Source organism: Geothrix sp. 21YS21S-2, from assembly GCF_030846775.1.
In the GTDB taxonomy this organism is placed as follows: Bacteria; Acidobacteriota; Holophagae; order Holophagales; family Holophagaceae; genus Mesoterricola.
The window spans coordinates 1,988,971-2,014,477 of record NZ_CP132910.1; the positions used below are offsets into that span (position 1 = coordinate 1,988,971).

Annotated in this window: 21 protein-coding genes; 10 read left to right on the plus strand and 11 right to left on the minus strand. The window is 69.3% G+C overall.

The annotated features are described in order from the left end of the window. Nucleotides 1-21: 21 nt before the first annotated feature. The 4 genes from RAH40_RS08915 to RAH40_RS08930 form a co-directional block, all read right to left on the minus strand. Entirely contained in the window at nt 22-1,779 is a 1,758-nt protein-coding gene (locus RAH40_RS08915) for a methyl-accepting chemotaxis protein (protein WP_306601750.1), read from the minus strand. 49 nt (nt 1,780-1,828) lie between these two features. Further along, nucleotides 1,829-2,476 (minus strand): TetR/AcrR family transcriptional regulator, encoded by a 648-nt coding sequence (locus RAH40_RS08920; protein ID WP_306602293.1) that lies wholly within the window; start codon nt 2,474-2,476, stop codon nt 1,829-1,831. Nucleotides 2,477-2,548: 72 nt separating this feature from the next. Beyond that, on the minus strand, nt 2,549-4,684 hold the full coding sequence (locus RAH40_RS08925) for an FUSC family protein (RefSeq protein ID WP_306601751.1): 2,136 nt from the start codon (nt 4,682-4,684) through the stop codon (nt 2,549-2,551). Between the two features lie 25 nt (nt 4,685-4,709). After that, nucleotides 4,710-5,297 (minus strand): isochorismatase family protein, encoded by a 588-nt coding sequence (locus tag RAH40_RS08930; protein WP_306601752.1) that lies wholly within the window; start codon nt 5,295-5,297, stop codon nt 4,710-4,712. 144 nt (nt 5,298-5,441) lie between these two features. On the opposite strand from RAH40_RS08930, the gene RAH40_RS08935 reads away from it, so the two are divergent. Genes RAH40_RS08935 through larA form a run of 5 tightly spaced genes read left to right on the plus strand, consistent with a single transcriptional unit; the run spans nt 5,442 to nt 10,425 of the window. Continuing rightward, nucleotides 5,442-7,076, plus strand: coding sequence for an L-lactate permease (locus tag RAH40_RS08935; RefSeq protein WP_306601753.1), 1,635 nt, complete (start codon nt 5,442-5,444; stop codon nt 7,074-7,076). Nucleotides 7,077-7,080: 4 nt separating this feature from the next. Beyond that, nucleotides 7,081-8,223, plus strand: a complete 1,143-nt coding sequence (locus RAH40_RS08940) for a glycerate kinase (RefSeq protein WP_306601754.1) — start codon at nt 7,081-7,083, stop codon at nt 8,221-8,223. A 27-nt stretch (nt 8,224-8,250) separates the two neighbouring features. Beyond that, on the plus strand, nt 8,251-8,754 hold the full coding sequence (locus tag RAH40_RS08945) for a hypothetical protein (protein ID WP_306601755.1): 504 nt from the start codon (nt 8,251-8,253) through the stop codon (nt 8,752-8,754). After that, nucleotides 8,744-9,148 (plus strand): DUF1893 domain-containing protein, encoded by a 405-nt coding sequence (locus RAH40_RS08950; RefSeq protein WP_306601756.1) that lies wholly within the window; start codon nt 8,744-8,746, stop codon nt 9,146-9,148. The genes RAH40_RS08945 and RAH40_RS08950 overlap by 11 nt, the downstream gene beginning before the upstream one ends. Then, nucleotides 9,145-10,425: a nickel-dependent lactate racemase gene (gene larA / locus RAH40_RS08955; protein ID WP_306601757.1), complete on the plus strand. Its 1,281-nt coding sequence runs from the start codon at nt 9,145-9,147 to the stop codon at nt 10,423-10,425. The genes RAH40_RS08950 and larA overlap by 4 nt, the downstream gene beginning before the upstream one ends. A gap of 160 nt (nt 10,426-10,585) precedes the next feature. Here larA and RAH40_RS08960 read toward each other — a convergent pair whose 3' ends face one another. Beyond that, nucleotides 10,586-10,993, minus strand: coding sequence for an HIT family protein (locus RAH40_RS08960; protein WP_306601758.1), 408 nt, complete (start codon nt 10,991-10,993; stop codon nt 10,586-10,588). Nucleotides 10,994-11,161: 168 nt separating this feature from the next. On the opposite strand from RAH40_RS08960, the gene RAH40_RS08965 reads away from it, so the two are divergent. Continuing rightward, entirely contained in the window at nt 11,162-13,033 is a 1,872-nt protein-coding gene (locus RAH40_RS08965; RefSeq protein WP_306601759.1) for a hypothetical protein, read from the plus strand. 72 nt (nt 13,034-13,105) lie between these two features. Further along, nucleotides 13,106-14,182 carry a hypothetical protein gene (locus tag RAH40_RS08970; RefSeq protein ID WP_306601760.1) on the plus strand — a complete coding sequence of 359 codons (1,077 nt, stop codon included), beginning with the start codon at nt 13,106-13,108 and terminating at the stop codon, nt 14,180-14,182. Here RAH40_RS08970 and RAH40_RS08975 read toward each other — a convergent pair. The 5 genes from RAH40_RS08975 to RAH40_RS08995 form a co-directional block, all read right to left on the minus strand. Beyond that, on the minus strand, nt 14,157-15,074 hold the full coding sequence (locus tag RAH40_RS08975; protein WP_306601761.1) for a bifunctional 2-polyprenyl-6-hydroxyphenol methylase/3-demethylubiquinol 3-O-methyltransferase UbiG: 918 nt from the start codon (nt 15,072-15,074) through the stop codon (nt 14,157-14,159). The genes RAH40_RS08970 and RAH40_RS08975 overlap by 26 nt on opposite strands. Then, nucleotides 15,064-16,161 (minus strand): class II fructose-bisphosphatase, encoded by a 1,098-nt coding sequence (glpX, locus tag RAH40_RS08980; RefSeq protein WP_306601762.1) that lies wholly within the window; start codon nt 16,159-16,161, stop codon nt 15,064-15,066. Before glpX ends, RAH40_RS08975 begins: the two co-directional genes overlap by 11 nt. Nucleotides 16,162-16,277: 116 nt before the next feature. After that, nucleotides 16,278-18,032, minus strand: coding sequence for a flavocytochrome c (locus RAH40_RS08985; protein WP_306601763.1), 1,755 nt, complete (start codon nt 18,030-18,032; stop codon nt 16,278-16,280). A gap of 105 nt (nt 18,033-18,137) precedes the next feature. Next, nucleotides 18,138-18,842: a response regulator gene (locus RAH40_RS08990; RefSeq protein WP_306601764.1), complete on the minus strand. Its 705-nt coding sequence runs from the start codon at nt 18,840-18,842 to the stop codon at nt 18,138-18,140. After that, entirely contained in the window at nt 18,839-20,095 is a 1,257-nt protein-coding gene (locus RAH40_RS08995; RefSeq protein WP_306601765.1) for an ATP-binding protein, read from the minus strand. The genes RAH40_RS08990 and RAH40_RS08995 overlap by 4 nt, the downstream gene beginning before the upstream one ends. 41 nt (nt 20,096-20,136) lie before the next feature. Here RAH40_RS08995 and RAH40_RS09000 point away from each other — a divergent pair, with 41 nt between their 5' ends. Then, nucleotides 20,137-21,306, plus strand: a complete 1,170-nt coding sequence (locus tag RAH40_RS09000; protein WP_306601766.1) for an acetate/propionate family kinase — start codon at nt 20,137-20,139, stop codon at nt 21,304-21,306. On the opposite strand, the gene RAH40_RS09005 is transcribed toward RAH40_RS09000, so the two are convergent. Then, on the minus strand, nt 21,303-23,276 hold the full coding sequence (locus RAH40_RS09005) for a sigma-54-dependent Fis family transcriptional regulator (protein WP_306601767.1): 1,974 nt from the start codon (nt 23,274-23,276) through the stop codon (nt 21,303-21,305). The two genes, RAH40_RS09000 and RAH40_RS09005, sit on opposite strands and share 4 nt — an antisense overlap. A 223-nt stretch (nt 23,277-23,499) precedes the next feature. Here RAH40_RS09005 and RAH40_RS09010 point away from each other — a divergent pair, with 223 nt between their 5' ends. Both RAH40_RS09010 and RAH40_RS09015 read left to right on the plus strand, forming a co-directional pair. Next, the gene (locus RAH40_RS09010; RefSeq protein WP_306601768.1) at nt 23,500-25,230 is read left to right on the plus strand and encodes an aldehyde ferredoxin oxidoreductase family protein; all 1,731 of its coding nucleotides are present in this window, start codon (nt 23,500-23,502) and stop codon (nt 25,228-25,230) included. Next, nucleotides 25,230-25,454 (plus strand): MoaD/ThiS family protein, encoded by a 225-nt coding sequence (locus RAH40_RS09015; protein ID WP_306601769.1) that lies wholly within the window; start codon nt 25,230-25,232, stop codon nt 25,452-25,454. The genes RAH40_RS09010 and RAH40_RS09015 overlap by 1 nt, the downstream gene beginning before the upstream one ends. The last annotated feature ends 53 nt before the right edge of the window (nt 25,455-25,507 follow it).

Here is a 25,507-nt window from a genome sequence, read left to right on the forward strand (position 1 = left end):
CAGGCGCCACAGCAGATCTTGCTACCCCTGCATGAACCGCTCGGGGTTGAACCCCATCACCAGCGCCCCCCAGTGCTTGCCCCCCACGTGGATGGGCATGGACAGGTCGTTCAGGATCTCCCCCGTGTCGCGCATATAGGTCTGGAAGAGGAAGGCCTCGAGGTTCCGGGAGCGGCGCTTCTCCGTCTCCACGTTGAAGTAGAGCCTCATGTTGCGGCTCTTCAGGAGATCGACCTTGGGGTCGCCGGTCATGGGGTCGCTGACGCCGGAGTGGTGGACGGCGAGGTACCCGTTCACGTCCAGCGCCACGGCGTAGATGGAGCCCAGGTCCTTGCGGGCCTCGTCGAAGAGGGGCTGCAGGTCGGCGGCCACCACCTCGGTGTAGCCGGTGACGAACTTCTGGGGATCGGTGCCGGGAACGGGGCGGTAGTTCCGGTCGAAGACGTCCACGCCCTTCCCGGCCAGGGCGGCGATGCGGGCCTGCATGGCGTCCCGCCACCGGTAGGCCTTGGCGATGACCGTCTCCAGTTCGCTGTCGCCGGTGCGGAAGCTGCTCACCAGTTCCAGCAGCTTCTCCGTGGCGCGGTTCATCTCGCTGGACAGCCGGGTGGACTCCTCGAGCCGCTGGGCCCCGTCCCGGCTCAGCGCCAGGATCTCCCGGGACTGGCCGTGGATGGCCTCGCTGGTGGTGGAGATGCCCTCCACGGCGCTGGTGGCGCCGCTGAGCTGGGAGGTGTTGTCCTCGAAGTCCCCCACGAGCTTGCCGAAGTGCTCCGAGGCCCGGCCGAGGAGGGCGGAGGTGCCCTGGATGTCCTGGCTGATCTCGGCGATGCCCAGCGACGTGCTCTCGGTGTCCTGGAGCATGTTCCCCAGGTTCCGGGTGATCTCGATGGCGGCCTCCCGGGCCCGGTCGGAGAGCTTGCGCACCTCCTCGGCCACCACGGCGAAGCCCCGCCCGGCGTTGCCGGCGTGGGCCGCCTCGATGGTGGCGTTGAGGGCCAGGAGCTTGGTCTGGTCGGAGATGCCCTCGATGAGCTGGGCCACCCCGCTGATGCGCTCGGAGCGCTCCTTCAGCCTCGCCACCAGCTCGGAGAAGTCCGTCAGCCGGCGGTTGGTGGCGGCCATGCCCTGCTCGGCCTCCAGCAGCTCCTGGCGGGTGGACTGGGCCGAATCCAGGTTGCTCATGGTCGAGGCGGCGATGAAGGAGGTGGCCAGGGCCACCTCGCGGACGGCCTCCTCCACCTCCTGGCTGGTGCGGGTGATGCGCTCGGAGAGCTCGCCCTGCTGCTGGGCTCCCTTGGCGGAATCGGCGGAGAGCTTGAAGGTGCGGGTTGACCCCACGGCGATGGTGAGCCCCAGGCGCTTGGACTCGTTGAGGATGTCGCGCACCTTGCCCGAGAACAGGTTGAAGGCGTCGGCCAGCTGGCGGATCTCGTCGTGGGTGTCCAGCTTCAGGTCCCCGGAGAAATCCCCCGCCCCGATCACCGAGGAGATCTGGCGCAGCGGCACCGTCACCGAGAGGTGGAAGGTGAGGTAGGCGACGGCCCCCACCGCCAGGGCCAGGAGGGGCACCGCGACGGCCAGCGTCTGCGCCCGGGACAGCGCCTCGAGGGCCTCAGGCGGGGCGCCGGCCTTCAGGGCACCGGCCATGCGCAGCAGCTGGACGCTGAGCACCAGCATCAGCAGGAAAAAGGGAACCATGATCCCGAGGATCTTGCGCAGGAGCGAATGGAAGAAGGTCCTCTCCAGGAATTGGTAGAGGAGCTTGAACAGGAACATTGCAGTCCCCCTCGGCAGAGTTGGTTATTTCACCATCCATACTGACCGATCAGCGCGCTTCTGCCTCCAGATTCCTTTCGGCGGACGCATGGAGCATGCCGTGCCGGAGGATCGCGGACACTTCCTTCATGGCCGTGGCGGAATCCAGGCCGAACTGGTTCGGGATGCCGAAAAGGATCTCCACGGCGAAATACTGGAGGAACACCCGGCTCGCCAGCATGGAGGCGGTGATGGGCTGGAACCCGTCGCCCAACTCGTCCTTCAGGGAACCGTCCGGGAACCGCTTGTTCAGGAACGTCTCGAAGCGGCCCGCCATCTCCGTGTAGAACTTCCGGATGTGGTTCCCTTCGAATTCCACCACGTCCACATAGATGAGGATCACGTGGCGCCGCCAGGTCCGGACGCTCTCCTCCGCCGCCTGGGCCAGGGCCTCCAGGTCGAAGGGGAAGGCCCCCGCCGCCAGGGCCTTGTTGAAGGGGAACTCGGGGCTCTCGATGGCCTCCCAGTATTCGCCCAGCAGGGTGGTGAACAGCGTCTCCTTGTCCGGGAAGTGGTGGTAGACGTTGCCGGTGGAAAGGCCGGCCTCGGCGGCGATCTCGCGGATGCTCGTGCCGCGGTAGCCCTGCTTCGAGAACAGCCGCAAGGCCGCCTCCAGGATGGCCACCTGGCTGCGTTCCGATTTCTCCCCTTGCGACACTCTCAAGCCCCTGCCCCCCTCGGAAATTTACCAAAGCCTGGAATCAGGCACTATGCACTATATCTACAATTTCTAGAACTCGATAAGCATGGCGTTCAACTCCGTCCCCGCCAGATCCAGCTGGGACGTGACGTAGGCCGTTCGGGGGTCCGACAGGCCGGGCAGTTCCGCCGCCTCCAGGGCTTCCCGCGGACCGGCCAGGGCCGCGGGGTCCGCCCCCTCGGCAACGGCGGCCATGGCCTCCAGGGCTTCCCCTGCCGCCCGGGCCAGGGGCTCCAGGCCGGGTATCGGCGGGCCGCCGGCCCGGAAATGCACCGCCGCCACGCTGAGCCACCGGGTGATCCGCAGGTTGTGGTTGGCCAGGGCCGCGTTGCGCTCGATGCCCTCCCGCATCACGTCCGGGTCGCCAGCCATGCGGTTCAGGGAGGAGAAGACGAGACTGTTCGCCCGCTGTGCCTTGCGCTTGGCCTTGAGCACCAGCGCGGGCGTCAGGTCCGGGTCCCCCCCCAGCCCCAGGCAGAGGCGTTCGAGGAAAAGGGCGTTGGCCCGGAGGGCGTCGGCCAGGAGGGGGGGGAAACGATCCCGCTCCCACACCGGCCAGAAGCTCAGCGCGGCCAGCATGGCCAGCAGGCAGCCTGCCATGGTGAAGGCCAGGCGCTGAAGCGTGAGGGCCAGGGTCACCGGCCCGGCCGCCTCGAACTGGAGCACGACCAGGAGCGTGATGTAGAACACGGCCACGGCGTAGTTGCGCTTCACGTACCAGGTGAAGGCCCAGCACACCGCGGCGGTGGCCGCCAGGAGGAGCCAAAGGGGCAGGTGCAGCCAGAGCAGCGCGCTGCCCGCCAGTCCGCCCGCGATGGTGCCCACCACGCGCTGGGTGGCCCGGACCCGGGTGGCGCCGTAGTCCGGCTGGAGCACCACCATGACGCACAGCGGAATCCAGAATCCGTGGGGCAGGTGCCAGGCGCGCCAGACCCAGGTGCCGGCCATCATGATGACCGCCAGGCGGAAGGTGAACCGCACCAGGGCCGGGTCCACCTGGAGGCTGAAGTTCAGGGCCGAGGCCAGGGGGCGCAGGCTCCAGGCGCGCAGATCGAACAGCTCGAAGGAGATGGGCCCCCGCTCCCGCACGCGCTCCATGGAGGCCCGCAGGGTGGCGCGCAGGGTGGGCAGGTGCTCCTGGAGCTTGCCCAGGACGTCCGAGAGGTGGGCCCGCTCCGGGGAGTCCTGCACCTTGGCGGCCACCCGGGACTGGAGCACCCTCACCAGGCCCCCCAGCCGCCGCAGCCGCACCTCGAACCGGGCAAGATGGCCGGCCTGGTGGGACACCACGGCCAGGGCCAGGGACCGGGTCGAGTTCACGGCGGAGGCCAGGAAGGACCGGAAGGAGGCCGCCAGGGCCCCGGGGCCCGGGGGCTCCATGAGGCGTTCGATGCTGGGGTTGAGGGCCATGAGGTAGTTGGCCAGCTGGGCCGCGGCCTGGTTCAGGGCCTCCAGCTCCCGCACCAGGGGACGGCTGCTCTTGGCGTTGGCGCCCTTGAGGGCCTCCTTCGAAAGGTCCAGGGCCGCGCGCAGGTCGTTTTCGCAGGCCGCCACCCGGGCATGCCGGGCGGGAGCGTCGGCCGCCTCCACCGCGGGCAGGGCCTCGGCCAGGTTCGCCAGGGCGAGCCAGACCGCCGCCACCGTGCGCCGGAGGGGATGCTGGGCCAGGAAGGGCCAGAAGGCGGCGTGCACCACGATGCTGAAGCCGCACCCGGCCAGGGTGGCCGCCGCGGCCGCAGGGGGCGTGGCCCCCTCCCGGGAGATGAGTCCCAGGAAGAAGAGCAGGGCCGCCGTGGAGGCCACCGAGGGCCCGTACTCGCCCAGGCCGTGCCGCCAGGCCCCCGCCCCCAGGGCGATGAGCCCCGTGGCCAGCACCGCCATCAGCACGCTGCGCCCCGCCCCCACCCCCAGCCAGGCCGCGCCCGCGAACACCAGGCTGAGGCCCACCAGGAGGAAGAGGCGCAGGGAATAGGCGCCCTTCACGTCCAGCCCCCCCACGGCATGGCCGGCGAAGGAGGCCAGCACGGCCTGGGTGCCCGTGATCAGCCCCAGGGAGGCCAGGACGAGCGGCAGCATGAACGCCACCGTGGCCCGGAGGGCGCGGGTGGCGGAGGGGTCAACCAGTTCCCGGGCGGCAACGCGTCCGAGCAGTCGTGAAAGGGCCATTCCGCAATGGTATCAGAGGCTTATTTCAGGGCTGCCCTTCCTTCATGATCGCGGACATGGCCTTGAACTGGGGGTGGACCTTGTCCCGGCACCACTCGAAGGCCACGGATTCGTGGTTGGTGAGCACGGCGCCCGCCGCGGCCATGCGCTCGATGGCGTGCTTCCGGTAGTCCTCCCCCCGTCCGCTCACCGCATCCCAGCAGAGGTGCACCTCCTGGCCGGAGGCCAGGAGCTCCAGGACCGTCTGGCTGACGCACACCTGGGCCTCGATGCCCGCCACGACGATCTGGCGCTTCCGGGGCTCCACGTCGGGCCTCGCGGCCTGGAGCAGCTTCTCGAAACCGGGATCCCCGCAGCAGCCGAAGGAGGTCTTCTCCATATAGTACGTGGGCGTGGACAGGCCGTCGAATGCGGCCTGGATGCTCGCCTCGGTGGGGCCGATCCCCTGGGGATACTGCTCGGTCATCACCACCGGAACCTGGAACAGGTCCGCCAGGCGCAGGAGCCTCCGGGTGGCCTCCAGGACCATGTCCGGGCGGTGGACCATATGGACCAGCTTGCCCTGCAGGTCGATGACGACCAGGATGCTCCGGTTTGCGTCGAGAAGGGCCATGGGTGCCTCCTGGTCGATTTTCGCACGATCCGGGAACCACCGGGGCGGGGCCGGAGGCTGGAAAAAAAAGGAGGCCGAATATAAATACACGGACCGGTCACGTCCCCTGATATGTTCATATCCATTCAAACCAGGAGGCAATATATGTTGACCGGGGCTCTAGTGGCTTCCCTGCCGCTTCTCGTTCTGCTCATCGGCATCCCGCTGATGATGAAACCCGCGGCCAAGGTGGCTCCCATCGCACTGCTGGTGACCATTCTCGGGGCCATCCTCGGCTTCGGTCTGCCCGCGAAGGTGGTGCTCCTTTCGGCCCTGCAGGGCGGGATCACGGGCATCTTCCCCATCATGTACATCCCCTTCGGCGCCCTGGTCATCTACAACGTCCTCAAGGTCACCGGCTGGATGGACAAGATGCAGGGGGCCATGGCCAACCTGACCATCGACCGCCGCGCCCAGGCCCTCCTCATCGCCTTCGGCTTCGGCGCCTTCCTGGAAGGCATCTGCGGCTTCGGCGCCCCCGTCGCCATTCCCGCCATGATCCTCGTCGGCCTGGGCTACAACCCCATGATGGCCGCCATGGTCTGCCTGGTGGCCAACACCGGTCCCGTGCCCTTCGGGTCCCTGGCCATCCCCACGGTCACCCTGGCCAAGACCACCGGCCAGGACCTCATGAGCCTCTCGATGATGACCGGCCGCCTCATGGCGCCCCTGGCCTTCATCATGGCCTTCGCCACCGTCTACGCCATGAGCAAGGGCAAGGGCATGCGGGGCATCCTCCCCACCATCTTCGTCACGGGCATCAGCTTCGCCGTCACCGAGTTCCTGGTGTCGAACTTCGTCAGCGCCGAACTGACCTCGGTCCTGGCCGCCCTGGTGTGCCTCACGGCCACGGCCGTCTTCCTGAAGTTCAAGGCCAAGGAGGAGCCCTGGCTCTTCGAGGGCGAGAAGGCCTCCGAGACCGTGGTTCGCGAGTTCCATCCCAAGGAGCTGTTCCTGTCCTGGCTGCCCTACCTGCTCCTGGCCGTCTTCATCATCCTGGTGAACCTGGCCAAGACCAAGCCCCTGTTCGCGGGCACCGCCCCCGGCTGGCACGCCCTCCTCATCAAGTTCCAGATCTACAACCCCAACAAGATGTACGCCTTCTCCTGGCTGCAGACCCCCGGCACCGTCATGCTCATCGCCGGCATGGTGGCCTTCCCCTTCATGGGCGTGAAGTACAGCGTCGTAGGCTCCCAGTTCGGCAGGACGTTCAAGCAGATGATCCCCTCCTTCATCGCGGTGGCCTGCATCCTGGCGATCTCTGAAGTGATGAACGTCTCCCTGCCCATCGTCGACCCCAAGACCAAGCTGGCCGTGTGGGGCACGCTGGGCGTCAAGCAGATCTCCATGGTCGCCACCCTGAGCCAGAGCATCGTCCACGTGGTGAGCCGCTCCATCTATCCCCTCCTGAGCCCCCTGTTCGGGATGATCGGCGTGTTCCTCACCGGCTCCAACACGTCGGCCAACGCCCTGTTCGGCAACCTCCAGGTGCTCACCGCCAAGGCCATGGGCCTGTCCGACATCCTCATGGCGGCCGCCGGCAGCGCCGGCGCCTCCGCGGGCAAGATGATCAGCCCCCAGAGCATCGTCATCGCCGCCACCGCCGTGGGCCTCTCCGGCAAGGAAGGCCAGATCATGCGCCAGACCATCAAGTACACGATCCCCTACGTGATCCTCCTGGGTCTCATGGTGTGGGGCTTCGCGTTCCTGTTCCCGGGCCTGGTCCCCCTGGGGAGGTAGCGCCATGCGCATCGTCGTAGCGCCTGACTCCTACAAGGGAAGCGTCTCGGCCATCGGTGTCGCCGACGCCATCGAACGCGGCATCCTGGCCGTGTTCCCCGAAGCGGAAGTGCGGAAGGTCCCCATCGCCGACGGCGGTGAAGGCACGGTGGAGGCCCTCGTTTCGGCCACCCGGGGCCGGTTCTTCCGCACGCAGGTGCCGGGGCCCCTCGGCGAGCCGGTCACGGCCACCTGGGGGGTCCTGGGCGACGGTGTCACCGCCGTCATCGAAATGGCGGCCGCCTCAGGGCTGCCGCTGGTTCCCAGGGACCGGCGCGATCCCCGCGTCACCTCCACCGCGGGCACGGGCCACCTCATCAAGGCCGCCCTGGACGCGGGCCTGGACAAGCTCGTCATCGGCATCGGCGGCAGCGCCACCAACGACGGCGGCACGGGCATGGCCCGGGCCCTGGGCGTGAGGTTCCTGGACGCCGAGGGCCGCCCCCTCCCCGAAGGCGGGGGCGCCCTCGCGCGCCTGAAGACCATCGACCTCTCCGGCCTCGACCCCCGCCTGGCCACGGCCAGCATCCTCGTGGCCTGCGACGTGGACAACCCGCTCTGCGGCCCCCGCGGGGCCTCGGCCATCTACGGGCCGCAGAAGGGCGCCGGCCCCGAGGCGGTCCAGGAGCTCGACCACGCGCTCGGCGTCCTCGCCCGGGTCGCCGCCGCCGCCACCGGCCGCGACGTGGCCCTGCGCCCCGGCGCGGGCGCCGCGGGCGGCCTGGGAGCGGGCCTCATGTGGTTCACCCCCGCCCTGCTCCGCCCGGGCGTGGAGATCGTGCTGGAGGCCACGGGCTTCGAGGACCTGGTCAAGGGCGCCGCCCTGGTCATCACCGGCGAAGGCCGCACCGATGCCCAGACCGCGATGGGGAAGGCCCCCGTGGGCGTGGCCGCGGTGGCCAGGCGCCACCGGGTGCCGGTCGTATGTTTGTCTGGTGGCCTCATCGAGGGCGCCGACGACGTGCTGGCCCACGGCATCGATGCTGTTGCGAGCATCGTGCCGGCGCCCATGGCCCTGGAGGACTGCATCAGCCAGGGCGCCGCCCTGCTCGAGGCCGCCGCGGCCCGGGTCTGCAGGCTCGTGAAGGTGGGCATGGCCATTCGGTAGTAGCATCAAACCCTTCCAGGAGTTCCCATGACCGCCTCGAACCCTGCCGTCGTCCACGAGACCCCCAGCCTTGGCGATGCGCGCCTGTACCTCGCCACCGCCGCCATGGTCCTGGGCAACGTCCTCCTGCCCTATGCCGTGCACGGCATTCCCGGCGCGGGCCGGGCGCTGCTGCCGATCCTCTTCTTCACCCTGGTCGCCGGCTGGCGCTACGGCCTCACGGCGGGCCTGCTCACCGCGGTGCTCTCGCCCCTGGCGAACCATTTACTAACCGGCATGCCGCCGGCGGCGATGCTCCAGACCCTCATCCTCCAGGGCGCCCTCCTGGGCGTGCTGGCCGCGGCCACCCGCGGCCGCAGGGCCACCCTGCCCCTCCTGGCCCTGGTGGTGCTCGCGCACCAGGCCCTGACCCTGGCGCCTTCGGGCGCGGCCGCCTTCGGCCTCTTCAGGCTGCACGCCCCCGCCATCCTCCTCCAGATCCTGGGCGGCTGGGCGCTGCTGCGGGCCCTCGAGCCCCGCCGTGAGGCCTGAGCTGGGGGACAGCGAGACCCTGGCCCTCTACGCCGGGTCCGAGGCCGTCTTCACCAGCGGGAGGCACTGGCTGCATCCCCTCTTCGACCTGGAGGGCTTCCTGGCCTCCAGCCCCGTCGATCCTGCCGGTGCGGTCCTGCTGGACCGCATCACCGGCCGCGCCGCGGCGTTCCTGGTGGCCAGGCTGGGCCTCCGGGACCTGCGCACCGGGCTCCTCAGCCGCCGGGCCATCCCGGTGCTGGAGGCGCACGGCATCACCTACCAATGCCGCGAGCTGGTCGACAAGGTGGCCTGCGCCACCGAGGACCTGCTCGCGGATGTCCGGGATCCGGAGGCGGCCTGGGCCGTCCTCCAGGAGCGCCGGGCCAGGGCCCTCGCCAAGGAGGCACCATGAAGACGGTTGATCTCGCCTACGGCAGGAATGGCCTGAAGATGGCCGTCCCCGGCGACGCCCACGTCATCGAGCCCCGGCACCTCGAGGGCCTCCCGGACGAGGAGGGCGCGGTGCGCGCCGCCCTGCGCAACCCCATCGGCACCCCGCCCCTGAAGGGGATGGTCAAGGCCACCGACCGCGTGGCCATCGTCATCTCCGACATCACCCGCCCCACGCCCAACCACAAGCTGGTGCCCTGGCTCATGAGCGAGCTCTCCCACGTCCCCCGGGAGAACTTCATCATCATCAACGGCCTGGGCAGCCACCGCGCCAACACGCGCGACGAGCTCATCCAGATGCTGGGCCGGGAGATCGTGGAGACCGTGGCCATCGAGAACCACGACGCCTTCGACGACGCCAGGCTCGTCCACGTGGGCCGCAACACCTACGGCTCAGAGATCTGGCTGAACAGGACGTACGTCGAATGCGACTTCCGCATCGTCACGGGCTTCATCGAGCCGCACTTCTTCGCGGGCTTCTCGGGGGGCCCCAAGGGCATCAACCCCGGCATCGTGGGCATCAAGACCATCCTGGACTTCCACAACGCCGAGATGATCGGGCACCCCAACAGCACCTGGGGCCTCATCGAAGGCAACATCCTCCAGGACTCCGCCACCCAGAACTGCCTGATGGCCAAGCCCCAGTTCATGCTGAACGTGACGCTGAACGGGAAGAAGGACATCACCAACGTCTTCGCCGGCGACGTCATCGAGGCCCACCGCGTGGGCTGCGACTTCGTGCGGGAGTCGGCGATGTACGCCGTGGACCGGCCCTTCGACATCGTCATCACCACCAACTCCGGCTACCCGCTGGACCAGAACCTCTACCAGACCGTGAAGGGCATGAGCGCCGCCGCGCTCATCGTCAGGCAGGGCGGCGCCATCCTCAGCACCAGCGAGTGCTGCGACGGCGTCCCCAACCACGGCAACTACGCCAAGATCCTCCAGATGCGCGATACCCCCAAGGAACTGCTGGAGATGATCGAGGACCGCAGCTTCTCCATGTTCGACCAGTGGCAGGTGCAGGTGCAGGCCATCATCCAGCTGAAGGCGGAGTGCCTCCTGTACTCCACCCTGGACGACGAGACGGTCCGAAAGGCGAAGTTCACGCCCATCAAGGACCCCGAAGCGGCCCTGGCCGCGCTCCTGGAGAAGTTCGGTCCCGGGGCCAGGGTGGCGGTGCTGCCCTACGGCCCCCTGACCATCCCGTACGTCAAAGTCCCCGTGGCCGTAGGCTGACAGATCTTTTCTCGGCGAACCTCGGCGCCTCGGCCACCTCGGCGATAAATTCTGTTTCAAGACGCTGCGGCGCGATGAATTTTTGCGCCGAAGCAGTCTGGAAAAGAAAAGTATCGCCGAGGTGGCCGAGGCGCCGAGGTTCGCCGAGAAAAGAGGAAAGCTAGTCTTTCGCTTCGAACGGGCAGATTTCCCGCATGTGGTTTCCCTTGCACGGGATCACCATCCGCACCCCGCCCCGCGGGTTCTCCACGTCCCCGGCGCGCCTCGGGATCAGGTGGATGTGGCTGTGGAAGATCGTCTGTCCCGCCACGTGCCCCGCGTTCACCCCGATGTTGAATCCCTCAACCGTGGGATCCTCGGCCAGGATGGCCTCGCGCAGCCCCAGCACCAGTTCGTTGCAGGCCTCCCGCTCCTCCGGCGTGAGGCCGAAGAAGTCCGCCACGTGGCGGTGGGGAATGACCAGCGCGTGGAATTCCGTGACCGGGAACGCGTCCCGCATGGCATAGGCGAGGCCGTTGCTGGCGATCACGCGCTTGGTGTCGGGACCGCAGAAGGGGCAGGGGCGCATGGGGGCCTCACGCATTGACGGCGTGCCCAGGCACGTGGTCGAGGAGGGTGCGGAGCGTCCGGGTATCCATGAAACCGATTATCGGATTATTCGATACCGGTCCCCTGCTTTTTTCGCTGGATCCGATGAGGATCCGGGGCCAAATTGGTTCACCGATGGAGGTTCCCCATGGTCCTCGAATACCGCAAAGGCATCCTCTCGCAGTACCCCGATGTCCTGACTCCCCAGGTCCAGCGCGCCCTGGAGACCCTGGCGCCCCTGGACGCGCGCCGCCGGGACCTCATGACCGAGCGCGCCGCCCGCCGGAAGGCCCGGGCCCAGCGGCGGGAGCCCATCGGCTTCCTGGACCCCGCCTCCACCATCCCCGGCACCTCCATCACCGTGGCCGAGGCCCGGGCCGGCAGCTTCGACGGGGCGGAGATCCCCGCCGACCTGCGCCGGCAGTGGATCCAGGGCACGGGCCCGGCCACCAAGCCCCACGCCGATCCCCGCTCGGGCATCCGCAACGTGGCGTACGCCCTCCTGTCCGGCGCCGACGGGTGGATGTTCGACGGGGAGGACGCCCTGGGGCAGGTGGAGACCATGAGCCTGGACAACCACCGCAACCTCAAGCTGGCCCTGGCCCGGGACCCCCTCTTCCTGGACGTGGCCGAAGGGGTCTCGCACGAGATGAACCGCTGGGCCCAGGGCTTCTTCGGCCACCCGATCATCGAGGACTGGCGAAAGCAGCTGGACTTCACCACCGTGCTCTACCGCGCCCGGGGCCTGCACCTGGACGACCGCCACATCCGCCACGCCGGCGGCCCCGCCTTCTCCGCCTCCATCGCCGACCTGGCCACCTTCGCCGTGAACAACGCGGCCACGCTGCGCGCCGCGGGCCGCAGCCTCGTGTACTACCTGCCCAAGATCCAGACCGCCGCCGAGGCCGCCTGGTGGAACACCCTCCTCCTGGCCCTGGAGGACCACCTGGACCTGCGGGCCGGCACCATCAAGGTCTACGTCCTGGTGGAGCAGCTGGAGCAGAGCTTCCAGCTCATGGAGATCCGCGCGGCCCTCGCGCCCCATTTCGTGGGCTTCAACACCGGGCGCTGGGACTACATCAACAGCGTCTCCGACGCCCTGGCCTGGGATCCCGCCTTCCACAACCCCAACATCGACACCATCACCATGACCTACGGGTACATGCGGAACTACGAGGACCGGGTGCGCCGGGCCGTGAACACCCCGGACCGCCTGGGCCGCCACGCCCTCTGGCAGGGCGGCATGGAACCCAACATCCCCGTGGGCTCGGACGTGGGCGTGGCCGCGAGCATGCGGCGGGCCGTGGCCGGGGCCGAGCGGGAACAGCGGGAGGGCGCCTCGGGCAAGTGGGTGGCCCACTGGAAGATGGTCCACATCGTGCGCCCCGTGTGGGAAAAGGCCGGCCAGGACAACCAGGCGGGCCGTTCCTTCCCGGCCCTCACCTACGGCCCGGAGGACGCCGCCGGCCTGACCCTGCTGGAACCCGCCTCCCGCACGGTCCCCGGCGCCCGGGACCTCCTCTCCGTCGCCATCCAGTACGGCAACGCCTTCCTGCAGGGCCTCCAGGCCGCGGCGCTCAAGCCCGCCGACCACTTCGGCAACGACGACGTGCTCTACCTGATGGAGGACATGGCCACCGGGGAGATCCGGCTGTCCATCCTCTGGGAGTGGATCCACAAGAAGGCCCCCCTCACCGACGGCGACGAGATCCTGGGCGTGCGGCCCGGCGACACCCTCACGCCCGCCCTCTTCAACCGGCTCCTGGAGGAGGAGTACGCCAAGCTGCTCGCCGCCCGCAGCAAGGACGTCCATGACGACTCCAAGACCACCACCCTGCCCATCGCCCGGGCCATCGCCTGGGCCTATGTGCAGAGCGACGTGAAACCCCCCTGGTACGTGGACCTCCTGAACCTGAACCTGGGGGTGGACAAGCTGGAGGCCGCCCAGGGCCGGATCGCCCGGTTCCTGGAGACCTTCAAGGCCACGGGGGAACGCATCACGGAGAACCTGGACTTCTGACCGGGTGGAATGCCCAATTGGCCGATAAGTAATGGCAATTAGCCGGACCTGGGTCTGGCCTGGCGTTCATACGTGACTACCCTGGTAACCATGATGGACGCCCCGCGCCACAATGCCCAGCCCCAGGATGAACCACTTGTCATGGGTCCCGCCTCCACCGCCATGATCCTGACCATGGCGTATTTCAGCCTTTTCAACCACCCCTTGCGGGAGGACGAACTCCTCCGGTACTGCCACTTCTTCGCCATCAGCCCGGCCGCCTTCAGGGACACCCTCGGGGCCCTTCTGGACCAGGGAATCCTCGTCAAGTCAGGGGCCCTGTTCCACCTTCGAGGCGATGACGCCCTCCCTGCGATCCGGGGGGAACGGGAGGCCCGGGCGGCCACCTGGCGGGTCCGGGTGGCCCGGTCGGCCTCCGTACTGGCCCGCCTGCCCTTCCTGCGGGGCCTGTTCCTGTCCGGCTCCCTCTCCAAGGGAACCCAGGACGAGCGAGGCGATATCGATTTCCTCCTCGTGACGGCCGGGAACCGCCTCTGGACGACCCGCTTCTTCGCCAGCTTGCTTCTCAAGTCGATCCCCGAATCCGGCCGCCGCAACTTCTGCATGAACTACTTCCTCCCCGAGGACCGGCTGGGCATCCCGGACCGCACCCTGTTCTCCGCCACGGAGGTGGCCTGCCTGAAGCCCCTGTGGAACACCCCGGGCAGCGCCGCCTTCTTCAAGCAGAACAGCTGGTTCCGGGCGTTCTATCCGAACCTGGAACCCGCGGCCCCCCCGGAGGCGCCCCACCGCCCGCCGTTCCTTCAGCGCCTGCTGGAGTGGCCCCTGTCCGGACGGTTGGGGGATCGATTCGAGGCCTGGGCCACCCAATGGTTCATCCATCGCCTTTCCCATCAGCTGGCCACCCTCCCGCCGGATCGCTCACCCGAGGACTTCCGCATCGGTCCCTGGGAGTACAAGGGCCATACCAAGGGCTTCCACGGCCGGCTGCGGAAGGCCTGGCACGAGCGCCTGAACAGCCTGGAAGCAGCCTTCGGCGTCCAGCTGATCCGGTGGCCCTGGGGCCGGACCCCACGCCCGGGGCAGGCCCCGGCCGAAGGGTTCGCGAGGCTGCCCGTGCCCCTCAGGATCCGGCGCCACCAGCTATGACGGTGAAGGTATCCCCCAGCCGGCCCCGCCCCAGCCAGCCCAGGACGGACCGGGCCGCCAAGCGCGAGGCCCGGCCCAGGTTGCCGGGGAGGGGGCATGCTGAATTCATGGATCCGTCCACGATCCAATCGGGCGTCTCGCCGGCCGTGGCCTGGATCCGGTAGCCCGTTTCGACGAGAAGGGCTTCCAGGCTTCCCGGCGTGTAGTGGACCAGATGCCGGGGCAGGCCGAGGCCGCGCCAGTGGCGCCCGAAGAGCCTGGCTCCAAGGCCTTCGATGTTCGAGAGACCGATGGCCAGGATGCCCCCGGGCGCCAGCGAAGGGCGGATCTTCTCAAGCAGTTCCCGCGGGTGGTAGGAAAGCTGGAACATCCCCCAGAGGGTGACGGCATCGAAGGGGCCCGGCGGGAACGGTTCCCGGTCCGCGTCCAGCACCCTGCAGCCCGGGAGGCCAAGGTGCGTCCTCGCATAGGCCACGACTCCCGGCTCGATGTCGACGCCCTCCACGTCCCAGCCCCGTTCCCGCATGGCCGCGAGGAAGAGGCCATCGCCCATCCCCAGGTCCAGGACGCGTCCCGGCGCCGGATGGACCCCGGTGACGAGCTCGATCCGGCGGAGGAAGGCGGCCGTCTCCCGGGGGGAGGGCGGGCCCGCGGCCTTCCGGGCCCGCTCGTAGAAGGGGTAGGCCCCTTCGAAGGCCAGGTGCTTGGTGGCCTCGGAGAACCGGGGGCTGGTGTACCTGGCCCGGCACCGGGCGCAGCGCATCACGCAGAACCGCTGCTCCCGGGCGGGTCCGTCCGGAATCCAGTCGTCCCCCGCCAGCAGGAGGGCCCGCGCCTCCGTCGCCCCGCAGATGGGGCAGGACGGATGCTCGAGGGCATCCTCAATGGCCATGGATCCCCAGCCCCTTCAGGAAATCCTCCCGCATGGGCGTGCCCTTGCGGTCCAGCTGGTGGATGGCCTGGATGTGGCGCACGGTGCCGCTTCGGGCCCGCATGAGGATCGAGTGGGTCTCGGCCTGGTGGCCGATGAGCTTGACGCCGGGCAGCAGGGAGCTGTCCGTGATCCCGGTGGCGCAGAACAGGGCGCTGTCGCCCACCACCAGGTCCCGTACGTGGAAGACGCGCCGCAGCTCGGCCGCGGGCACCTGGGCGCTCACCTCGGCCAGGTGCTCGGGGTGGCGGGCAGGGTCGAACCACATGCGCAGCTGGATGTCTCCGCCCAGGCACTTGAGGGCCGCCGCGGCCAGGACGCCCTCCGGCGAGCCGCCCATCCCGATGTAGAGGTCCACGCCCGACAGGGGCAGCGAAGGCGCCACCGCCGCGGTGATGTCGCCGTCGGAGATGAGCCGCAGGGCCGAGCCGGCCTTCCGCACCTGGTGGATGATGTCGTCATGCCGGGGGCGGTCCATGGTGACCACCACCAGTTCGCTCACCCGCTTGCCCAGGGCCTCGGCCACGAAGCCCAGCACCTCGCTCAAGGGCTGGTCCAGGAAGGAGGGGCGCGGGTGCAGGTCCAGGGCCGCCTTCACGGCCGGGCCGTAGGCGATCTTGTGGCTGTAGAAGCTGGGTAGGTTGCGCAGGGCGTGCGTCGCCCCGTCGGCCACCTGGGCCGCCGCGATCACCGAGATGCTGTTGGGCAGCCCCTTGGCGATGTTGGTCGTGCCGTCGATGGGGTCCAGGGCGATGTCGAAGCGGGGGGCGCCGGGCCGCCAGGTGCCCAGCTTTTCGCCCACGAAGATGCCCGGGGCCTGATCCTTGATCCCCTCCCCGATGACCACCTCGCCCTGGATGTCCAGCTGGTCCAAGACCCCTGCGATGGCGGCGCACGCCACCGCGTCCGCCTTCTCCTTCTCGCCCCGCCCCGACCAGCGGATGGCCTGCAGGGCCGCGTTTTCCGTAGCCCGCACGAACTCGAACTCGAGGATCCGCTCGCGATCGTAGGGGCTTCCGTCGGGGATGGGAGAAGGGACAAATGCCATGAGGACACCTTTTGGGCGATGGGCCCACAAGGCAAGGTACAACGGAACCGCCCCCGGGTCCGGCCGGGGGCGGAAAAGAATTCGGTCAGAGCCGGCCGATTTGGATTAAACGTTAATTACTTTCGCTCCGGCTGGCGCTTCGCGAAACCCGCCGCGGTCTCGCCGGCGATGCGCCCGAACGTGATCGTCTGGGAGATGCTGTTGCCCCCCAGCCGATTGGCGCCGTGCACGCCGCCGGTGACTTCGCCCGCGGCGAAGAAGCCCGGGATGGCCTTGCCGTCCTTGGCCAGCACCCGCGTGGCCGTGTCCACCGCCAGGCCGCCCATGGTGTAGTGGATGCCGGGGTTCACCTCGATGGCGTAGAACTTCGGGGTGCGCAGGGCCCTGGGCAGGTCGGGGCGCTTGAAGAGCGGATCGAGCTTGGCGTCCACCGCCGCGTTGTAGGCGTCCAGGGTGGCCCGGAGGGCCGCACCGGGAAGGCCCAGCACCCGGGCCAGGTCCTCGGGCGTGGCGCCCTCCTTGACCAGCTTCAGGTGGAAGTAGCCGTCGATCTGCTTGAGGCTCTGCCGGACGCCCTCGTCGAAGAGGAGGAAGGCGGACTTGCCCTCCTGGTGCAGGATGGCCTGGGACACGGCGTCCCGGGTGCCGATCTCGTTGAAGAAGCGCTCGCCCTGGCGGTTCACCAGGATGGCGCCGTTGCCCCGCACGGCCTCGGTGATGAGGATGCGGCTGCCCTTGGCGACACTGGGGTGGATCTGGATCTGCTCCAGGTCCCGCAGCTTGCCGCCCCTGGCTTCGCCCAGGTCCAGGCCGTCGCCGGTGGCGCCGGGCTGGTTGGAGCTGGCCATGCCCTCGAGGGAGGGCTGGTAGCGCGCCACCCGCGCGGGGTTGGCCGAGAAGCCGCCCGAAGCCATCACGACGGATTTCGCGAGGATCCGGTACGTCCCGCGGTGGAGGCCGCAGACTTCGACCCCGGTGACGGCCCCGTCCCTGCCCTCCAGGAGCTTGACGACCCGGGAGTTCACGCGCACGTCCAGCTTGCGCGAGGCCGCGTTGCGCCGGAGCACGTCCACCAGGTGGGCGCCCACGGGCAGGCCCCCCGTGGGCCGGTGGGCGCGGCTGACGCTGGCCCCGCCCAGGCGGCCCACGTCCGAGAGATCGGCCCCGAGACCTTCCATGTAGTCGACCGAGGCCGCGGAGCCCCGGGCCAGGATCTCCACCAGGGCGGGCTCGGCCAGGAACTTGCCGCCCTTGAGGGTGTCCTCCCGCATGAGTTCGACGCTGTCCTTGATCCCCTTGCGGGCCTGGGCCTTCGTGCCGGCGGCGTTCATGCCGCCCTCGGCCAGCATGGAGTTGCCGCCGGTGAGGGGCTGCTTCTCCAGGACGATGACCCGGGCCCCGGCGTCGTGGGCGGTGATGGCCGCCACCATGCCCGCTGCGCCGCTGCCCACCACCACGACGTCCGCGCGGTCCACGCGCCTGTCCCTGCGGGCCGGATCGGGCCGGGGCTTCCAGGCCGCGTCGGTCCCGCCGGGCATCTTCATGTCGAAATCGTGGCAGCTCAGGCAGTAGGACCGGGAGGCCTCGTGGCCCCGGTGGCAGATGGTGCAGCTGGTCGCGCCCAGGTGGGAGGCGTGGGGGTTGAGGGGATCGGCGGCGCCCTTGGCCATGGCCTTGAGGTCGCCGTGGCAGCGCACGCAGGCGAGGTTCGGGGCCTGCTCGTTGTCGTCCACCCGCGCCTTGCCCTTGCCGTGGCAGTCCGCGCAGGCCACGCCCTTGTCCGCGTGGAGCCGGGCCAGGGGGGCCGGCGCCGCCAGGGCCGCCGCGGCCACGGCCATGCCGGCCAGGAATTTCCGGATCTCTCGGTGCATGCTGCCTCCAACCCTTAAATCGATATTTTTTTATCGATCTCAACCCCATGATTGCGGGGCGCCCCTCCGGGTGGAAGCTATTGAAAGTATTTTCAAGTTTTATAACTAAAGAAAGGGGCGGACGGCCTCTCCGCCCCCGGCCTGCAGCTGGTAGAGGTGCAGGGGCCGCCCGATGGCGCCGTAGGCCGAGCCCCGGCGCAGCACCTGGATCGTGCAGAGGAACTCCAGGTACTTCCGCACGGAGACCCGGCTGAGCCCCACCCGCCGGGCCAGGTCCTCGCACGTGAAGCTCCGCTCCCCCTGCGCAAGGGGCCCCAGGGCCTCCCACACGCTGCCGAGGGTTCCGCGGTCCAGGCCCTTGGGCAGGTCCGGGGCCGCCGCGGACCGCGCGAAGACCCGGTCCAGCTCGTCCTGGCTGGCGGGGCGGTCCAGGCTCATCATCCGGTGCGTCTGGGCGTAGTGCTCCAGGGCCTGCCGCATGCGCTCGAACTCGAAGGGCTTGATGAGGTAGTCCATGGCCCCCAGTTTCAGGGCCCGGGAGATGGTGCGGGTGTCCCTCGCGGCCGTGACGAAGATGACGTCCACCGCCAGGTCCGAGGCCCGGATGGCGGCCAGCAGGTCCAGCCCGTCCGGGCCCGGCATGCCGATGTCCAGGAGCACCAGGTCGATCCGGCGGGTCCGCAGCGCCTCCAGGGCGGCCGCGCCGTCCCGGGCGCTGGCCGCGGTGCGGAAGCCCGGCACCCGGTCCACGTAGAGGCGGTTGACCTCGGCCACCATGGGATCGTCCTCGACCAGCAGCACCTGGATCATGGCTGAACCTCCTCGGGGAAGGGGATCACGGCCCGGAAACGGGCGCCGCCCCCTTCGCGGCCGGACGCGGCGAGGGTGCCCCCGAGGGCCTCCACCCGCTGGCGGACATGGTGCAGGCCGTAGCCCCGGTCGGCGCCCTTGGTGGAGAAGCCCTTGGCGAACACGGGCCCCGGGGGCAGCCCCGGTCCGCGGTCCTCCACCTGGATGGCCAGGCTGCCCTCCTCCGACCGCAGGGAGACGTCGATGTCGCCTCCCGCGCCCATGGCCTCCACCGCGTTCTCCAGGAAATTGCCCAGGATCGTGATGACGTCGTGGACGCTAGCGGGCGCCCCCGGCGACGGCACGCTGGAGTCCGGCGACAGGACCACCCGCAGGCCCTTCTCCCGGGCCGAGGCGGTCCGGGCCAGGAGGAAGCCCGCGATCACCGGGTCCTTCACGGCCCTCACGACGCCGCCCACGTCGCCGTCCGCGGTACGGGCGAGGTCCGCGAGGTAGTCCGCGAGGCGCTCCATCTCCCCCAGGCGCGCCAGCCCCAGGATCACGTGGAGCCTGTTCATGAACTCGTGGGTCTGGCCCCGCAGCGCGTCGGCGTAGAGCTTCACGCCCGCCAGTTGCTCCTGGAGGGCGGCGGCGATCTCCACCGGCTCCATGCCCAGGAGGTTGCGCTTGATGCGGGAGGCCACCGCGAACGCCCCCAGGACCCCCGTGGCCAGGCCCAGGAGCAGGCCTCCCAGGACCATCCGGCGCACCACCAGGAGGTGGTGGTCGATGCCGGTCATGAGCACGCCCACCGCCACCGCCCCTACCTGCCCACCGTCCCGGCCGTAGACCGGCATGAACACCCGCAGGGCCGTCCCCAGGGTGCCCCGGGCCACCGAGGTGTAGGTGCGGCCCAGGAACACCTCCCGGTCGTCCCCGCCCTGGAAGCGGTCCCCGATGAGGGAAGGGTTGGGGTGGGTGATGCGCTTGCCGGCCAGGTCCAGGACCACCACGTAGTCCACGCCCGAGGCCAGGCGCAGCCGCTCCGCCGAGGCCTGGGCCCCGGAACGCCTCCCGGACAGGGTCTCCACCACCTCCTCGTCCCGGGCCGCCAGGCTCGCCACCACCGCGGCCTTGTCCGCCAGCAGGGCACGGGTGTGCCGCTCCATCTGCCAGCTCACCAGGAGCCCGGTGACCAGGAGGGCCGGGACGAGGGTGGCGCAGACCAGGAGCAGGATCCGGGTGCGGAGGCTGGGGACGGGGAAGATTCTCATCGGGGCCATTATCCCTTGCATCTCCTGCTATTGTTTGTCCCATGTTCGTCCTCGTCCTGAACGCCGGCTCCTCCAGTCTCAAGTTCAACCTCTTCGACATGGCGAAGGAGGTCTCCATCGCCGACGGCATGGCCGAGCGCATCGGGCTGGCGGAAGCCAACCTGGAGTGCAACCTCGCCGGCGACAAGCGCAAGGAGGCCCTGCCCCTGCCCACGCACCGGGAGGCCCTGGAGGCCATCCTGGAGCGCCTGCGCGCCGCGGTGCTCCACGATACGCCCATCCACGCGGTGGGCCACCGGGTGGTGCACGGCGGGCCCAAGTACGGGGACTCGGTCCTGGTGACCGAGGAGGTCGTGAGCGACATCGAGCATTTCGCCCTCTACGCGCCCCTGCACAACCCCGCCAACGCCCTGGGCATCCGCACCGCCATGGAGGCCTTCCCGGACGTCCCCCACGTGGCCGTCTTCGACACGGCCTTCCACCACGACATCCCCGACTTCGCCCGCATCTACGGCATCCCGTACGACCTCAGCCAGAAGTACGGCATCCGGCGCTACGGCTTCCACGGCACCAGCCACGCCTTCGTGGCCGCGCGCACCGCCCTGCTCCTGTGCCGCCCCCTGCGCTCCCTGAAGATCATCACCTGCCACATCGGCAACGGCACGAGCATCTGCGCCGTGCTCAACGGCAAGAGCATGGACACCTCCATGGGCATGACGCCGCTGCAGGGCGTGATCATGGGCACCCGCTGCGGCACCATCGACCCCAGCGTGGTCGAGATGCTCATGGAGTACGAGAACCTCGACTACAAGGCCATCACCGATCTTCTCAACAAGAAGTCCGGACTCCTGGGCATTTCAGGCGTCTCCTCCGACTTCCGGGAGATCGAACAGGCCGCCAACCAGGGCAACGAGCGGGCCCGCCTGGCCCGGGACCTCCTCACCTACAACGTGCGCCAGTTCATCGGCTCCTACGCCACGGTCCTGGACGGCGTCGACGCCATCACCTTCACCGCCGGCATCGGCACCCACAGCACCTTCGTCCGGGCCAAGGTCTGCAGCAAGCTCACGTTCCTGGGCGTCAAGCTGGACCCCGAGGCCAACGAGCACGGCAAGGGCGAGCGGATCATCAGCACGCCGGATTCCAAGGTGGTGGTGACCGTCGTGCCCACGAACGAGGAACTGATGATCGCAAGGGAAGCGGTGCGCTAGATCCCGAACTTCTCCATCTTCCGGTAGAGGGTGTTCCTCGAGATCCCGAGATCCTGCGCCGCCCGGGTCATGTTCCCCTTCGCCGAGCGCAGGCACGCGAGGATGTCCTCCCGCTCCTCCTCCGCCAAAAGGTCGCGCAGCTTCACGGGCCCCGAGGCCACGGCCGTCAGCCGCGCCGGAGGCGCCTCCGGCGGCCTCAGCAGCTCCTCGGGCAGGTGTTCCACCTGGATCCGGCCGCCCCGCACCGAAAGGGCCATGCGCTCCACGACGTTCTGGAACTCCCGGATGTTGCCGGGCCAGGCGTGGGCCTGGAGGACGGCCACCACGGCGGGGTCGATGGCCAGGCCGGCGCGGCCCTTGAGCTTGCGGAGGAAGGCCTCCAGGAGCACCGGGACGTCCTCGGGGTGCTCGCGAAGCGGGGGGAGCTTGATCGTCGAGACGTTGAGCCGGTAGTAGAGATCCTGGCGGAAGGTGCCCCGCCGGGCCTCCTCCCGCAGGTCCTTGTGGGTGGCGCAGATGATCCGGACGTCCACGAGGAAGGCCCGGTCCCCGCCGAGGCGGGTGATGGTGCGGTCCTGGAGCACCCGCAGGAGGGCCACCTGCTGCTCCAGGGGCATGTCCCCGATCTCGTCCAGGAAGAGGGTGCCGCCCCCGGCCAGCTCGAACTTCCCGGGGCGGCCGCCCCGGGCGGCCCCGGTGAAGGCGCCGTCCTGGTAGCCGAAGAGCTCGCTGGCGATGAGCTCCCGGGGGATGGCCCCGCAGTTCACCGCCACGAACGGCCCCCTGCGCCGGTCGGACTGGTTGTGGATGGACTGGGCGAACATCTCCTTGCCCGTGCCGCTCTCGCCCGTCAGCAGGACGTTGCTGTCGTTCTCCGAGGCGGCCCGCCCCAGCTGCACCGCCTTCACCAGGGCCTCCCCGCCCCCCAGGATGTCCTCGAAGCGGAAGGTGGCCTGGGCCCCCGAGAAGCGGTTGACGAGCCGCTTGAGCTTGTTGATGGGGTTCACGAACAGCACGGCCCCCCGCACCGCCCCGGCGGCGCCCAGGATGGGCTTTCCGCTGGCCAGGCAGTGCTGCAGGCCCTGGCCGCTGCGCACGTCCACCTCCCGGTCCAGGAATTCCCGCCCCTGCGCCAGGAGCGCCGCGAGGGGCTCGGGGTCCAGGACCAGGTCCTGGATGGCCGTCCCTTCCGCCTGGGGCCCCCGGATCGCCAGGATGCGCTCCGCCACGGGGTTGATCCGGCCGATCGCGCCCTGGGCGTCCACCACGATCACGCCGTCGGTGACGGTGCCCAGGATGCGGGAGAGCCGGTCGTTCAGGAGGGTCAGCTCCTGGTTCCGCTGCTCCAGGGCCAGCGAGTTCTGGATGGCCGCCACCGAAGCCATCACCAGCCCCAGGGTGTGGGAGTGGGTCTCGTCCACCGGCCCGGACAGGTCCAGGACGCCCAGGGCCCTGCCCTCCGGGTCGAGGATGGGGGCGCCCGAACAGGTCCAGCGGTGGTGCTTCCGGCAGAAATGCTCCGGGCCCGACACCTGGAAGGGCCGCCCCAGGACCAGGCAGGTGCCGGCGCCGTTGGTCCCCACCTCGTGCTCGTCCCACAGGGCCCCGCCGTTGAGGTTCAGGTCCTGGCAGGTGCGGATGCGCTCAGGATCCCCCACCGCCTCCAGCAGGATCCCGTTCTCGTCGAAGAGCAGGACCACGAAGGCTCCGGCCACCAGGCTGAACAGGTTGTCCATGAAGGGCTTGGCGACCCGGATCAGGTCCTGCTTGCGCTCCACCAGCGCGGCGAAGGCCGAGGGGCGGAGCACCCCCATGGCCCGGCCCGCGAAGGGATCCACCCCCGCCTCCTGGCACCGGCGCCAGGACGCCTCCACCTCCGGGGCCAGGACGCCCGGCTCCAGGTCCCCCGTGCTGACGAACTGCTCCCAGGCGGAAAGGATGGCCGGCGTGTTGATCTTGCGATAACCCATGACTGCTCCTGGCGTGGACCGTACCGAAGTGTCACATATCGTCCGGGCGGCGGTACGTTGTTGCGCAACATGTGACGGAGTTGCACATGCATGGAACATTGATAATCCCATCTTTTTTCCTGAACCGCCATTGATGGAGGCTGGCATCCGGACCCCAGTGCCACCCGTGGCACAACCCATGCATTTACACGGGTTCCGCCATGCGGCTCAAAGGGAGAACACGATGGACAGGATTCTCAGGGTCAACCTGACCGACCTCACCACCCGGATCGAGGAGACGCCCGGGGAGTGGGCGGGCCTGGGGGGCCGCGCCCTCACCTCCACCATCGTGGCCAGGGAGGTCCCCCCGGCCTGCCACCCCCTGGGCCCCAACAACAAGCTCGTCTTCGCCCCCGGCCTCCTCTCGGGCACGTCGGCCTCCAACTCGGGCCGCCTCTCCTGCGGGGCCAAGAGCCCGCTGACCGGCGGCATCAAGGAGAGCAACGTGGGCGGCACCGCGGCCCAGATGTTCGCGCGGCTCGGCATCAAGGCCCTGATCGTCGAGGGCATGCCCAAGGGCGCCGCGTGGTACGGCCTTCGGGTCACCAGGGACGGGGTGGCCATCCAGGAGGAGCGGGAGCTGGTCGGCAAGAACAACTTCGCGGTTCTGGAGGCCATCGAGGGCCGCCTCGGGAAGAAGGCCGGCGTGCTTTCCATCGGCACCGCCGGCGAGATGCGCGTGACGGCCGCCAACATCTCCGTCCGGGACCCCTCGGGCAAGCTCCGCAGCCACGGCCGCGGGGGCCTGGGCGCCGTCATGGGCTCCAAGCGCGTCAAGTTCATCACCATCGAGGACGAAGGCGCCCCCGGCATCCAGCTGGCCGATCCCGACAAGTTCAAGGCGGCCTCCCGCGTCTTCACCAAGGCCCTCATGGACCATCCCGTGAGCGGCACCGGCCTGCCCACCTACGGCACCAACGTCCTGGTGAACATCCTGCACGAGGCGGGGGGCCTGCCCACCCGCAACTTCACCTCGGGCCGCTTCGACGGGCACGAGTCCATCTGCGGCGAGACCATGCACGAAACCATCGTCGCCCGCGGCGGCAAGCCGCGCCACGGCTGCCATGCCGGCTGCGTCATCCAGTGCTCCCAGGTCTACAACGACAAGGACGGCAACTACCTCACCTCCGGCTTCGAGTACGAGACCATCTGGGGCCTGGGCGCCAACTGCACCATCACCGACCTGGACGACATCGCGACGGCCGACAGCATCATGGACGACCTGGGCATCGACTCCATCGAGACCGCGGTCGCCTTCGGCGTGGCCATGGAGGCCGGCATCCTCCCCTGGGGCGACGGCAAGGAGATGCTGCGCATCCTCCGCGAGGAAGTGGGCCAGGGCACCGCCCTGGGCCGCGTCATCGCCTCGGGCGCGGGCGCCGTGGGCCGCACCTACGGCATCACCCGCGTCCCCGTGGTGAAGAACCAGGGCATCCCCGCCTACGACCCGCGCTCGGTCAAGGGCATCGGCATCACCTACGCCACCACCCCCATGGGCGCCGACCACACCGCCGGCTACACCATCGCCACCAACATCCTCAACGTGGGCGGCCAGGTGGATCCCCTCAAGAAGGACGGCCAGGTCGAGCTCAGCCGCAACCTGCAGATCGCCACCGCCGCCATCGACTCCACGGGCATGTGCATCTTCGTGGCCTTCCCCGCCCTGGACATCCCCGAGTGCCTGCCGGCCATGATCGACATGATCAACGCCCGGTACGGCGCCGAGCTCACCGGCGACGACGTGGTGGCCCTGGGCAGGACCGTCCTCAAGACCGAGCGCGGCTTCAACATGGCCGCCGGCATGACCAGCGTCCACGACCGGCTTCCCGAGTTCTTCCGCACCGATCCCGTCGCTCCGCACGACGCCGTGTGGGACTTCACCGACGAAGAGGTCGACGCGTTCTGGAACTTCTGATGATCGTCACCGTCAAGCTCTTCGCGCATTTCCGCAACGGCAGGTTCAAGGAGGCCGAGAAGGCCTTCCCGGATGGCGTGGACTGCCTCCACGTCATCCAGAGCCTCGAATTCACCGCCAGGGACATGGGGATCGTGATGGTGAACGGACTGCATGCCGCCCTGGACAGGCCCCTGGAGGACCGGGACATCCTGGCCCTGTTCCCCCTGGTCGGGGGCGGGTAGTTTCCTCGGCGAACCTCGGCCCCTCGGCCACCTCGGCGATGCCTTTCTATTCA